The sequence below is a fragment of the Pseudomonas sp. NPDC089401 genome, assembly GCF_044749485.1.
In the GTDB taxonomy this organism is placed as follows: domain Bacteria; phylum Pseudomonadota; class Gammaproteobacteria; order Pseudomonadales; family Pseudomonadaceae; genus Aquipseudomonas.
Genome location: NZ_JBIVIA010000021.1, coordinates 1 through 13,123, shown reverse-complemented (window position 1 = coordinate 13,123; position 13,123 = coordinate 1). Strand labels below are relative to the sequence as shown.

The window sequence follows — 13,123 nt, the reverse complement described above, 5'->3', positions numbered from 1 at the left end:
GCTGTCGGCAGGCTTCCAGAACAGGCTGGGGCCTTGCCTGAGCAGCTCGCGCACGGCCTTTTTCAAGGTTGGATACAACCCGGCCTTGCGCAGGTAGGCGATGAACCGCTGATCCGCCCGCGGCTCGGCCCTGAGCTGGCGAAGCAGGGCCGCCAGCCGGGCATGCAATGCCGCCGACCGCGACTGCGGCAGGCCAGGCTGGCGAATGACCATCGCGCTGCCCAGGCGCGCGCGATGCGCCTGCACCTGGTGCTCATGTTCACTGCCAGGCAGCGCCACGGCCAGTTGCGCGAACAGCGCGTCGAGCATGGCCTGGCGGCGGCGGTACATGGCGCGCTTCTTCGGCGCGATGTCCTCGGCTGCGCGCTGCGCCGGCGCCATGGGGATGCTGAAGAAGTCTTCGCGCTCCGACGCCAGCGCGCCACTTTCGCCCCAGATCACGTCGTAGTTGGCGGCCAGGGCCTGGGCCTTGTCGGCGCCGAAATACGCATGCCGATGATGACGGTATTCGTCGGCCACGGCGTAAATCCGCGCGACGCCCAGGCGGCGAGCCATGCACTTGAGGGCTTCGATCACCAGGCTGCGCGGGCGCAGCCCTTCGAAATCCTTGGTCAGGTCACGGTAGATGTTCAGCGATGTCTCGCTGTCGACGCCCTTGTGGATGCCTTGCACGGCGCCCACGAACAGGCACAGCTCGCCGGCGGTGCGGCCCAGGGTGAAGGCCACCGAGGCCACCCGCAGCTCGCCCTGGAACAGGTTCAGCACCAGTTCCCCCTCGCGCTTGAACCAGATCGGCCGGTCCAGCACCAGGGTGCAGCCCGCCGAGATCTGCGACAGGTCGCACAAGGTTCGGCTGTCCTCGCGGCCCAGCAGCAACAGCAAGGGAAACTGCCGGGTCACCACCTCGTAATGGCTGGCCAGCACGTCCAGGCGCGTGGGCGCGTCCCAGTGCTTGCTGATGTAGGGCCACTGCACCACGCCGATGCAGTCATAGCCCAGGGCGGCAAAGCCGTCGTCCCCCAGCGCCCGGGACATACGCTGCAGGAATGCCTGCAGTGCCGGCCAGTGCCGGACCACCATGACCAGCAGTTTGCGCAGGTTGTTCAGTGCCCGCAACGAATACCCCGGTTGCAGGCTCAACAAGGTGCGCGCCAAAGATCGGAGGCTCATCGACATGTCACTTGTACTCGATCAATGCAGTCTTGCTGGCAGTGAACCTGTCCAGCGCGAATTTGACCTGGCCGACCATTTCGGGAAACTTCGCCAGCACCAGGAACGTACCCTGCAACCAATTTTCGCGCCCCGAACGGCCGCCGCGGCGGGCCAGGCGCACAGCCTGCAACGGGTAGATCAGCAGCAGCAACAGCCCCCAACCTTCCAGCCAGGCACAGGCCAGCAACGTCGCCAGCGGCAGCCCCAGCCCCCACAGCCAGGCGCGTCGCGACTCGCGCCGCCAATGCCGCTCGGGCGGGTCGCCATGCAGGTAGGCGCCCTCGGCAAAGGCATAGCCACCGCGCACGCTACGCCGCCACCACTGGCTGAAGCGGGTCATGGCCGCGTCGTGCAAGGTCATTTCCTCGCCCAGCCGCCAGACCTTCCAACCCCGGGCACGCAGGCGCACGCACAACTCCGGCTCCTCGCCGGCAATCAGCCCCGGGCGAAAACCCGAAACACCCTGGAAGGCCTCGACGCGCATCAGCGCGTCCCCTCCGCAGGCCTTGGCCTCGCCCACCGGGGTGTCCCACTCCAGGTCGCACAGCAAGTTGTATACCGAGCGTTCCGGGAAGCGCTCGCGGCGCCGCCCGCAGACCACGGCAACGTCGGGGTGCTGCTCGAGAAACGCCTGCCCCCGCGCCAGCCAGCCCGCCACTACCTCGCAGTCGCCATCGACGAACTGCACGTACTGCAGCGCCGGCGCCGCCTGCAGCAGCCTGGCGAAGCCTTCGTTACGCGCGCGCGCCGCCGTGAACGGTTGCGTCATGTCCAGCGCCACCACGTCGACGCCCTGCCCCAACGCTTTCTGCACGGAGCCATCGGTGGAGCCCGAGTCGACGTAGACGATCTGCTGGGCACTGCCTGCCAGCGACGCCAGGCAGCGCTCCAGACGAAGGCCTTCATTGCGGCCGATGACCACCACGCCAATGCCTGTCACCATGGGCCTCACTCGACTCCCTGGGCGGTGCATGCCGTGCCATGCGGCGCCCGCTGCTTGATGATGGCCGGCACGCCTACCGCCAGCGAATTGTCGGGTACATCGATGAGCACCACGGCGTTGGAGCCGATCACCACGTTGTTGCCAATGCGGATGTTGCCCAGCACCTTGGCCCCGGCGCCGATGTCGACGTTGTCGCCGATCACCGGCGCAATCGGCTCGCTGACGTTCTTCAGGCCGACCACCACGCCATTGCGAATGCGGCAGTCATCGCCGAAGCGCGCATAACCGCTGATGACGATGCCGCCGAAATGGTCGATGACGAAGTTGCGCCCGACCACCACCTCGCAGGGCAGCTCGATGCCGGTGATGATCTGAACGAACTTGAACAGCACCTTGTAGATGAACGAGAACACTTTGCGCAGCAGTGCCGGGCGCACGCCGTAGCGCCAGCGGCCGAAGCGGTACACCAGCATCACCCAGAAGCCCTGGGCGCCCCAATCGCCGCCGTAGGTGCGCAGGTCCGCACGGATATTCTCGAACATGGCTCACCTACCGTGTGGGCTGGGTTGCGTAGCGGGTCTTGGACAGGATCGACCAGGTGGTGCCGGCATGCCGCCAACACGCCTTGATGGCCCCCCAGCCCCGCCCCTTGAGCGCGGCCTTGAGCGCCAGCACCAGGTCGCCCAGGCATACCAGGGCCATGTGCAAGGCCAGCCCGGCCAGCCCGTGGTGCTTGCGCAGATACAGCAATTCGCTTTCGATCTGATAGGTCGAGATCTGCCGACTGGCAGCCTCCAGCTCGGCCACCGACCTGGAGCTCTCGCCGCCGATGTGCACCACCGTGGTATGCGGGTAGAACATGACCTTCCAACCGGCTTGCTTGACCCGCTTGCAGTGATCGACTTCCTCGTAATAAAGAAAGTAGCGCGGGTCGAACAAGCCGACCTGGTCCAGCACTTCGCGGCGCACCAGGTAGAAGCAGCCCGGCAGCCAATCGCACTCGCGCACCGAGCCGTGGTCCCAGTTCATCTCGTCGACCATCTGCAGGCCCGGGAAGAACCGGGCAAGGCCGGTGCGCGCGACAAACAGGTTCAACGGTGTCGGGAAGTAACGGCAGGACGGCTGCAGGTCGCCGTCACGCCCTTCCAGGCGCACGCCCAGCACCCCGCACTCGGGATGGGCGTCCATGTAGGCGAGGGTCTTTTCCAGGGAATCGCTGGCGACGAAGGCATCGGTATTGAGCAGCAGCGCATAACGGCCTTGCAGGTGGGCCAGCAACTGGTTGTTGGCGCGGCCAAAGCCGACGTTCTGCTTGTTGCTCAGCAGCAGTGCCTCGGGGCACACCGTGGCCATGCGGGCCACCGAGTCATCGGCCGAGGCATTGTCGACCACCAGGTAACTGGCCAGCCGTTCGCTGTCGGCCCGGCGCAGCGCATCGAACATCGGCTGCAGCAACCCGGCGGTATTGAAATTGACCACCATCACGTCGACCGGCTTGTTATCCATGGTTGCCGTCCCCGAAGAAATATTGCTGCCTCACCGCCGTCAGCTTGGGCTCCAGCTCGGCGTCGTAGGCCCCTTGGCGTTGCTTGACCAGGTCGATCCAGGGGTAGGCGTTGCAGCGCGCCTCGACCCGTTCGATCAGCTGTTCGGTGGTACAGATGACCTTGGCCGGATTGCCTCCCACCACCGTGCCGGGTGGCACGTCCTTGGTGACCACGGCGCCGGCCGCCACCACGGCATCCGGGCCGATGGTCACGCGCGGCATGATGATGGCGCCGTGGCCGATGAAGCAGTTGTCGCGGATATCGATGAAGCCGACCGAGTCCAGGTGCTTGCCATAGCGCACTTCGATCAGTGCCACCACCGCGTCATGGCCGATCAGCGTGCAGTCCGACAGGCCGACGTAGCTGCCGATCCGCAGCAGTTCCGGGTCGGTGATGCAGCAGCCCGGGTTGATGTGCACATTGCTGCCCACCGAGTGGAACTTGCCCCAGCGCGACAGATACAGCCCCCATTCACGGGCGTTGGGGCTGCACAGTTTCTTGTACATCGAGCCGCCGCGCCCGGTCGCGTTGACATAGTGGGTGATCGCACTCCGTAGCCATCCATACATACTGCCTGCCTCGCGAATGAAACCTTCCTGGAATGTCCCTGAGGCGAACCGGTCTCGTTCTTGTAAGTGCCTGACCGTTCCGCGCTCAACCCCTTGCCGCTTCATGCCACCCTGCCGCTGGCCGCCCTCATCTTCTGGTCCAGGTGGTCGACCAACCGCAAGGCGAACTGCAACAGCGGCATGGTCGGGTTGGAGGCGCCGCCGGTGGCGAAGATACTGCTGCCGGCGACGTACAGGTTGTGGGTGCCGAACACCTTGCAATCGGTGTCGACCACGCCGAAGTCCGCCGAGGCGGCCATGCGCGTGGTGCCCATGTGGTGCGCGTGCGGCGAGATCTTCAGCGGCACGCTGCTGTCGTAGACGAAGTCGTTGAGCTTGACGAAGCCCATTTCGGCATCGGCGAACTGCTTGGCCAGTTCGGCGCCGATGCATTTGATGGTGTGGCGGTCAGCCTCGTTGACGACCCAATGGACATTGACCTTGGCCATGCCCAGCGCGTCTTTTTCCGCCAGCAACGAGACACGGCTCTGCGGATCGGGATACTGCTCGATCATGGTGCTGATCACGCCATCGCCGGGGCAACTGAACTTGGCCACGAAGTCGACCTTGCTGGCCACGCCCCATTCGCAGGCGAGGTTCTCCAGAAACTGCTTCACCTCGGCGGTACGGCCATAGGTCACCACCTGGTCGAGGATGGTCATGGTCACATTGCCCTTGCCGGCGTGGTATTCGGCGACGAAGGCGTCGGTGGTGTAGTACTGGTGCGGTTCCTTGTATTGCTCGCCCTTGAGGATGAAGGTGCCCATTTCGATGTTCAGGTGCTCGATGAAGCAGCGCCCTACCAGGCCGTCGGGGCTGACCACGCCGGCCTCGCGCAGCGACTGGCTGTTGAGCAGTTGCCGGGCATTCTCGATCGCCCCGGTGGCGAGGATGAAGTTCTTCGCCACCAGCCGTTGCTGGTGGTTGTCGTAATCCGACACCTTGATCGCCCCGAGGCTGGCCGAAGCCTTGTCGAACTCGAGGTCGATGCAATTGCAATTGATGAACACCTCGAGCCCGGGAGTGGCGTCGAGGGCATCGGCGTACTTCTGGGCAAAGCGTGTGGGCGTACTGAGCAGAAAGCGGTCGGCATCGAAATCGCCGCCGTCCATGGTCGAGTTCACTGCGCGGAATTCGCCATCCTGGGGCAAGTCGACGATGGCCATGGCCGCAGGCAGGTAGGGTTCGATCTCCGAATACGGGATCGGCCAGCCCGGCATGTCGACCGGCGGTTGCACGGAAAAATCCGACGCCGTGAACGGTCGACAGCGGCCGGCCCAGTGATTGGAGGTGCCGCCCAGGTAACGCAGGCGGGTTTCGTCGGCATAGAGTTCAAGGCCTGATGAACGGGTTTTATACAGGTCCTGCGAGCGTGGATCGAACGCGTGGCCACCGCCTTCGACCAGCGCCACGCTCCAGCCGGCCGCCGCCAGGCGCAGGCCCAGGGTGATACCCGCCGGGCCCGCGCCGACAATGCAGAAATCATAGGCATCGCGCAGGCTCTTCTGCGCCTGATAATCCTTGATCATGCCTGGCCGTTCCGAAAGTACTGGGAAGGCAATACCCACCCGTTGATCACCACGAACCCGCCGGGCTCGGCTGGCGGGCGTGATGCCTGGAGCCCTGCGCCGAATGCTGCGGCTCCCGCGCCCAGCAACACACAGTTACGCAGAAAGCCCCGGCGGTCCAAAAGCGGCGTAAAGAACGTAAGCTTCCCCATGATCCCCAGTTCCCTGCCGATTTTCTAAGAATCCTAGCCACTTATCCGCGATGCGCTACCCTGCCCATCCGCTTGTCGCCGTTCATGACGCGATCATGTCAGAGCCAGTGAAAGAACCAGGTCAGCAACTGACCACAGAGCGCGCCGACCGCCACCATCGGCAACACCACCAGTTCACGCTTGAGGTTGAGCAGGCCCAGCTTGCGATTGACGTAGACGATCAGCACCAGGGTCGGCAAGGGATGCAGGGCAACCCCCCAGATCGCCAGGTGAGGCCCGCCGATCGCCAGCAGCAGCGGCAGCGCAAGCCACAGGGACACCAGGCGGATGATGTTGTCCATGGCCTGGTACTTGGTATGCCCCAGGGCGATCCACACCTGGTGGGTCAAGGTATAGCGCAAGGTGAGGAACGACAGCGAAAGAATCGCCAGCATCGGCCCGGCCTCGGCATAGCGCTCGTCGTACATCCAGCCGATGAGCAGCGGGCTCGCGGTCAGGAAGCCGCCGCAGACGAACAGCGTCACCACGTCGACCAGCAGCTTGAAGCGGTCGTACAGGGTACGCAGGCGCGCATGGTCGCCATCCCGGGTGGCCTCGCTGAACGCCGGCAGCGCCACCGCGCCGAACAGTTTCATCAAGCCGTTCTGGATCGAGCCGAGGATGAGTATGGCGATCGAGTACACGCCCAGCTCCGCCGCCGGCATCTTGGCCCCGAACCAGATACGGTCGCCATACATGGCCAGCACCCCGACGATCGACGACAACAGGATCCAGCGGCCGAAGTTGACCAGTTCGTCGAGGGCCGTGCGGTCCCATTGCAGGCGGTTTTTCGGGCCGTCGAGCACGGTATGGCTGAGCACGGCGCCGGCCAGCGCGGAAATCACGCTGGCGGCCACCAGCGACCAGATGGAGCGGGTGAACCAACCGATCACCAGCATCACGACCAGGCCGGCAACCTGCGAGCCCAGGTCCACCAGCACCACGCGCTTCTGTTGGAAGGTGCGCACGGCGACGTCGATCTTGGTCGACTGGAAACCCCAGATGATCGCCTGCAGGCCGGTGATCGCCAGCACCAGCGGCAGCTCCGGCGCCGCATAGGTGGAGCCCGCCGGCCACAAATCGGCCAACTGGGACAGCCAGGCACCCACCGCCAGCAGCAAGGTCAGGCCGAACAGCAGCAGGCCGCGCACGATCTGCACGGTCCAGGCGGTGTTGAGAAACAGCGGGTCGTCGCCGCGCGGGCTCTGGATGATGTTTTGCCGCAGGCCGACGTCGGACAGCAACTGCAAGAGAATCGAAGCGGTGGTGGCGATGACCATCACCCCGAACATTTCCGGTAACAGCAAACGGGCCATGATCAGGTTGCCGCCCAGGCGCATCACCTGCGAGGCCAGCAGCGACACCACGTTCCACGCCCCGGCGCCCAGCGCGCGCTTGCGCAGACTTCCGGCAGCTGACACATCAATCGACGGCATCGTCATGATCTCTGACTGAAATGGCTAGAAGTCACTATAGTTTCAATTAGCCATGCCGCTAGCCGTCGTCCACCGAAGGATTAGGTGCCCAGAGCCCATGCCTGAACAATTTCGTGCGTTGATCGTGATTCTGTTCCTCGCCAGCGTGGTGTTCTTCCTCGCCCGCCGGCCCGCCAGCGACCTGATCCCCGACCGCGACTTCAAGCGGCGGCGCAACCTGTGGCTGCTGGTGACCCTGGTGGCGTTCTTTTCCTTCAGCTTCTGGGTGTATGCCGCCGCCGCGGTGATCACCCTGTTCCTCGCCCAGCGCCGCGAACACAACGCCATGGCGCTGTTCTTCATGCTGCTGTTCGCCATTCCGCCGGCATCGGTGGAGATCCCAGGGTTCGGGGTGATCAACTACCTGATCGAGGTCAACCATGTGCGCATCCTCACCCTGTGCGTGCTGCTGCCCGCGGCCCTGGCCCTGAGCCGGCAGGCCGACACCCCGCGTTTCGGCCGCACCGCCCCGGACAAGTGGCTGCTCGCCGGCCTGGTGCTGATGACCCTGCTGTACCTGCGCGACACCACGGTGACCGACAGCCTGCGCCAGGCGGTCAGGCTGTACATCGACGTGTACTTGCCCTACTACGTCGCCAGCCGCGGCCTGAAGACCGTGCAGGACTTCAAGGATGCCCTGCTCGCCTTCGTGATTGCCGCCTTTCTCCTGTCGATCATCGCCATGGCCGAGTTCGCCCGCCACTGGCTGCTGTACAACGGCCTGATCGCGGCGCTGGGCGTGGAGTGGAGCATGTCCAGCTACCTCAGCCGTGGCAGCTCGCTGCGCGCCAGCGCCACCACCGGCCAGGCCATTGCCCTGGCCTACGTGATCAGCGTGGCGATCGGCCTGTACCTGTTCGTCCAGGGCCATGTGCGCAGCCGCCTGCAACGCTACCTGGGTGCCCTGCTGCTGGCCGCCGGCCTGGTGGTGCCGCTGTCGCGCGGGCCATGGATCGGCACCGGGGTGATCATCGCCGTGTTCATCGCCACCGGCAAAGGCGCGGTCAAGCGCCTGACCCTGCTGGCCTGCGCCGGGCTGCTGGCACTGCCGATGCTGACCGTGGTGCCGGGCGGCGAAAAGGTCATCGACCTGCTGCCGTACGTCGGCAATGTCGACAAGGAGAACATTACCTACCGCGAGCGCCTGCTCGACAACTCCTGGCTGGTCATCCAGCGCTACCCGTTGTTCGGCTCGTTCGACTTCCGCAACGCCCCGGAAATGCAGGCCATGATCCAGGGCGAAGGCATCATCGACATCGTCAACAGCTACATCAACCTGGCCCTGCGCTTCGGCCTGGTCGGCCTGGCGCTGTTCGTCGGCTTCTTCTTCAGCATCATGCTGGGCATCCACAAGGCCATGCGCACGTTCCCCGACAAGGACGACGAGCAGCGAAGGCTGGGCAGGGCACTGCTGGCCACGCTGTTCGGCATCATGGTGATCATCTTCACGGTCAGCAGCATCACGGTGATCCCCGTGGTGTATTACTCGGTGGGCGGCCTGGGCATGGCCTACATGCAGATGGTGCGCAGGCACAGGAGCAACGAAGCCGCGGCACTGGCCAACCCCACTCTTCAAGCCAGGTAGCCCGGATGACTCGACCCTTGCTGCGCCCGATGCTGCAGGCCTCGCTCTTGCTCGCCCTGCTGATGCCCCTGGCCGGCTGGGCCTCGCAATGGGCCATCAGCGTCGATGAGCGCAGTGGCCTGCCCAGCGTCACGCGAGGCGGCGGCCCGGCCATGGTGGCCCGCTTCGATTTCTGGGGCAGCGATTGGGGCTGGACCGGCTTCGCGACCGGGTTCAAGGTCGACGCCCCCTGGCGCTACACCCTCACCGGCAAGAACAAGCAGCTCGACTTCGACCTCACCGCAGCCATCGCCAAGGGTCAGGACCAGACCCTGACCTGGGATTTCACGCTCGATGCCCACAGCCGGCAAAGCGCAGTGATGGGCGGCGGCATGGTGTTCCAGTTCGACCCGGCACTGTTCCAGGACATGGGCCAACCGACCCTGCTGCCGGGCAATCGTGGCTGGGCCTGGGGCAACGGCGCCAGGCACATCGAGATGCGCTTCGAGCCGGGGCTGGCGAAACTGTATTTCGAGCGTGGCGACCCCAGCGAAGTGCGCGCCTTCATCTACACCGACCCGATCCTCCCGGGCCAGAAACAGCTCAAGGCGAGCCTGAGCGTGACCGGCGACATCGACCTCGGCCCGACGCCCAGCGAGCGCTTCGGCCTGGCCGACCCGGCCAGTTGGCCGGATGACCGATTGTCCTGGCGCACCTCGCCGGTCGACCTGTCGTTCCTCAATGCCGGGGAAAAGCCGGCCGGCAAGCGCGGTTTCGTCAAGGCCGTCGGTGAGCAGCTGCAATTCGCCGACGGCACCCCGGTGCGTTTCTGGGGCACCAACCTGGCGGCATTCGCCCTGTTCGACACCCCTGACGAGGAGATCAAGCTGCAAGCCAAGCGCCTCTCGGCCCTGGGCTTCAACCTGGTGCGGCTGCATCACCATGACTCGCCCTGGGTGCTCACCAACGTCTTTGGCGAGGTCGCCAAGCTGCGCAATACCCAGCAGTTGAGCGCCGCGTCGCTGAAGAAGCTCGACTGGTGGATCAAATGCCTCAAGGACGAAGGCATCTACGTATGGCTGGACCTGCACGTGGAGCGCGTGGTCAGCGCCGACGACAACATCTACGCCTTCGACGAACTGGCCAAGGGCGAGCCATACACTGGCATCAAGGGCTATGCCTACGTCAACGTCACCTTGCAGCAGGCCATGAAGCGCTTTGCCGAGCAGTACCTCACCCACGTCAACAGCTTCACCGGCCTGGCCTACAAGGACGACCCCGGCATTGCCGCCGTCCTGCTCACCAACGAGAACGACGTCACCCAGCATTTTGGCAATGCCCTGCTGCCAGACAAGGGCGTGCCCAAGCACAACCTCCTCTACATGAACCAGGCCAGGGCCTTCGCCGCACGCAGCGGGCTGCCCGCCGACAAGACCTGGCGGGCCTGGGAGCCCGGCCCCGGCAAGCTGTTCCTCAACGACCTGGAGCGCCGCTTCAACGTCGACCTGATCGGCCACCTGCGCAGCCTGGGGGTGCAAGTGCCGATCGTCACCACCAGCACCTGGGGCGGCAACGGCCTGGCCGCCCTGCCTGCGCTGACCGCCGGCAACCTCGTCGACGCGCACGGCTACGGCGGCATCGGCCAGCTGGAAAAGAACCCGCTGACCAGCGACGGCATGATCAACTGGCTGGGTGCGGCCCAGGTGCTGGGCCTGCCGATGACGGTCACCGAGTGGAACGCCGAGCCCTTCCCGCTGCCCGACCGCCACTCGCTGCCCCTGTACGTGGCGGCCACCGCCAGCCACCAGGGCTGGGCCGCACTCATGCAGTACGCCTACAGCCAGGAGGCGTTCAGCGAAGGCTGGCGGCGGGCCGACAACTGGAACGCCTACAACGACCCGGCGATGCTCGCCACCCTGCCCGCCGCCGCCCTGCTCTATCGCCGCGGGGACGTGCGCCTGGCCAGCACCCGCTACGTGTTCGCGCCGACCGCCGAGACGCTGTTCGGCCGGGTCATCACCCCGGCCAACTCGGTGATGCTGCGCACGGCCATGGAAAAGGGCCGGCTGCAGATCGCCATGCCAGCGACCGCCGAGCTGCCGTGGTTGCAACCCGGCGTGGTTCCCGCAGGCGCACAGGTGCTGACCGACCCCGACCAGGCGCTGCTGGCGGCCGATGCCAGCGAGTCGGTCAGCGACAGCGGCGAGATCCGTCGCAACTGGCAGCAAGGGCTGTACACCCTCGACACACCACAGACCCAGGCCGCCACCGGTTGGCTGGGTGGGCGCCCGATCACCCTGGGCGATATCGAGGTGCAGCTGCGCACGGCCTATGCCAGTGTCGTGGTCCAGAGCCTCGACGCCAAGCCGCTGGCGCAGTCGCGCAGCCTGCTGGTCTCGCTGGGCAGCCGTGCCGTGCCCAGGCCGGAAGACATCACCCCGTTCCATGTCGAACCGCTGCAGGGCACCTTGAGCATCAAGGCACCGGCCGGCCTGAAACTCTACAGCCGCACGGCCGAAGGCAAGGAGCAGCAGCAACCCGCCCCCTACCAGGACGGCCGCTACCTGATCACGCTCGACGGCCAGCACATGGCCAACTGGCTGTTCCTGAAATAGCCATCTAGAGTCAAAACAGCCTGCTCGCAGGGCATTCGACGCGACGTCTGTTCCAGGAGGATTGGATGAAGTATCTGGTTGTCGGGGGTGCAGGTTATATCGGTTCGCACATGGTCAAGCACCTGCTGCGCGCCGGCCACGAAGTGGTGGTGGCGGACGTGGACGCGGCAGGCCCCGGGGTCGAACGGGTGAACCTGGACATTGCCGATCACCACGCGCTGGATGCCCTGTTCAGCGACTGCCGCTTCGATGCGGTGTTCCACTTCGCGTCCTACATTCAGGTCGGCGAATCGGTCGCCGCGCCCGCCAAGTACTACCGCAACAACGTCACGGCAACCCTCAGCCTGCTCGATGCCATGGTTCGCGCCGGCATCCGGCAACTGGTGTTTTCCTCCAGCGCTGCCGTGTATGGCGACCCTGCCTACACCCCCATCGACGAGCAGCACGCCAAGGCGCCGATCAATCCCTACGGGCGCAGCAAATGGATGGTGGAACAGATACTCGAGGACTACGATCGGGCCTATGGCCTGAAATCGGTGTGCCTGCGCTATTTCAATGCCGCCGGGGCCGACCCCGAGGGGTTGCTCGGCGAGTGCCATGAGCCGGAAACCCACCTGATCCCGTTGATCCTGCAGGCCGCCTCCGGGCGACGTGAAGCCATCACGGTGTTCGGCCACGACTACGACACGCCCGATGGCAGTTGCATTCGCGATTACGTGCACGTGACCGACCTGGCCTCGGCCCATGCGCTGGCTGTGGCGTACTTGCAGGCTGGCGGTGCGAGTACGGCGTTCAATCTGGGCAATGGGGTGGGTTTTTCGGTGCAGGAAGTGATCGACACAGCCCGCGTGGTGACGGGAAGGCAGATCCAGGTGATCGAGGCGCCACGGCGCGCCGGCGACCCGCCAAGGCTGGTGGCGGATGCTGGCAAGGCCATGGCGGTGCTTGGCTGGCAGCCGGCATTCAGCTCACTTGAAGAGATCGTTCGCCATGCCTGGCAGTGGGAGCTGAAGTATCCCTGGAAGTGATGGGTTGCCAGCCATGGCCTCTTCGCGGGTAAACCCGCTCCCACAGAACCAAGGGCTGCGCGATCCCTGGACTGCCCCCCAAAAGTTGGACACCAATCCAACCCTTGGGGGATCTATGGAGAAGTACACCGAGCAATTCAAGCTCACAGCGATCACAGCTTACCTGGATGGCAACTACGGTTTCCGAAAGGTGGCTCGACATTTCGGTATCGACTTCAGCCTGCTCCGGCGCTGGGTTGCCAGTTATCAGGTCGGTAAGGGTATCTGCTCAGGCTCTCCTGGGCGGCGTTATACCAGTGATTTCAAGCAGCAAGTGCTCAGCTACATGCTCGAGCATCGGTTTTCACTGCGCCAGACCGCTGCGCACTTTGG

At 65.0% G+C, this 13,123-nt stretch carries 11 protein-coding genes and 1 pseudogene; 4 read left to right on the top strand and 8 right to left on the bottom strand.

Going from position 1 to position 13,123, the window contains the following annotated elements; genetic code table 11:
* Positions 1–254 precede the first annotated feature (254 nt).
* The 8 genes and pseudogenes from ACIP21_RS28005 to ACIP21_RS27970 all read right to left on the bottom strand — a co-directional run.
* Positions 255–1,170 (bottom strand): annotated as a pseudogene (locus ACIP21_RS28005) (DUF535 family protein); the annotation flags it as partial.
* 7 nt (positions 1,171–1,177) lie between these two features.
* Positions 1,178–2,155 (bottom strand): glycosyltransferase family 2 protein, encoded by a 978-nt coding sequence (locus ACIP21_RS28000; RefSeq protein ID WP_400694756.1) that lies wholly within the window; start codon positions 2,153–2,155, stop codon positions 1,178–1,180.
* 5 nt (positions 2,156–2,160) lie between these two features.
* On the bottom strand, positions 2,161–2,697 hold the full coding sequence (locus tag ACIP21_RS27995) for a serine O-acetyltransferase (protein WP_400694754.1): 537 nt from the start codon (positions 2,695–2,697) through the stop codon (positions 2,161–2,163).
* Positions 2,698–2,704: 7 nt separating this feature from the next.
* Positions 2,705–3,661, bottom strand: a complete 957-nt coding sequence (locus tag ACIP21_RS27990) for a glycosyltransferase family 2 protein (protein ID WP_400694752.1) — start codon at positions 3,659–3,661, stop codon at positions 2,705–2,707.
* Positions 3,654–4,271 (bottom strand): acyltransferase, encoded by a 618-nt coding sequence (locus tag ACIP21_RS27985; RefSeq protein ID WP_400694751.1) that lies wholly within the window; start codon positions 4,269–4,271, stop codon positions 3,654–3,656. The genes ACIP21_RS27990 and ACIP21_RS27985 overlap by 8 nt, the downstream gene beginning before the upstream one ends.
* Before the next feature lie 101 nt (positions 4,272–4,372).
* Positions 4,373–5,839, bottom strand: a complete 1,467-nt coding sequence (locus tag ACIP21_RS27980; RefSeq protein ID WP_400694749.1) for a GMC oxidoreductase — start codon at positions 5,837–5,839, stop codon at positions 4,373–4,375.
* The gene (locus ACIP21_RS27975; RefSeq protein WP_400694747.1) at positions 5,836–6,030 is read right to left on the bottom strand and encodes a twin-arginine translocation signal domain-containing protein; all 195 of its coding nucleotides are present in this window, start codon (positions 6,028–6,030) and stop codon (positions 5,836–5,838) included. Before ACIP21_RS27975 ends, ACIP21_RS27980 begins: the two co-directional genes overlap by 4 nt.
* A gap of 98 nt (positions 6,031–6,128) precedes the next feature.
* A complete protein-coding gene (locus tag ACIP21_RS27970) occupies positions 6,129–7,505 on the bottom strand; it encodes an oligosaccharide flippase family protein (RefSeq protein ID WP_400694745.1) in 1,377 nt (458 codons plus the stop codon).
* A 97-nt stretch (positions 7,506–7,602) separates the two neighbouring features.
* On the opposite strand from ACIP21_RS27970, the gene ACIP21_RS27965 reads away from it, so the two are divergent.
* The 4 genes from ACIP21_RS27965 to ACIP21_RS27950 all read left to right on the top strand — a co-directional run.
* On the top strand, positions 7,603–9,129 hold the full coding sequence (locus tag ACIP21_RS27965; protein ID WP_400694744.1) for an O-antigen ligase family protein: 1,527 nt from the start codon (positions 7,603–7,605) through the stop codon (positions 9,127–9,129).
* A gap of 5 nt (positions 9,130–9,134) precedes the next feature.
* The gene (locus ACIP21_RS27960; protein WP_400694742.1) at positions 9,135–11,723 is read left to right on the top strand and encodes a glycosyl hydrolase family 5; all 2,589 of its coding nucleotides are present in this window, start codon (positions 9,135–9,137) and stop codon (positions 11,721–11,723) included.
* A gap of 65 nt (positions 11,724–11,788) precedes the next feature.
* The gene (galE, locus tag ACIP21_RS27955; protein ID WP_400694740.1) at positions 11,789–12,751 is read left to right on the top strand and encodes a UDP-glucose 4-epimerase GalE; all 963 of its coding nucleotides are present in this window, start codon (positions 11,789–11,791) and stop codon (positions 12,749–12,751) included.
* Positions 12,752–12,866: 115 nt separating this feature from the next.
* Positions 12,867–13,123, top strand: a 257-nt coding sequence (locus ACIP21_RS27950; protein WP_400694738.1) for a transposase, incomplete at its 3' end; no start/stop codon positions are given.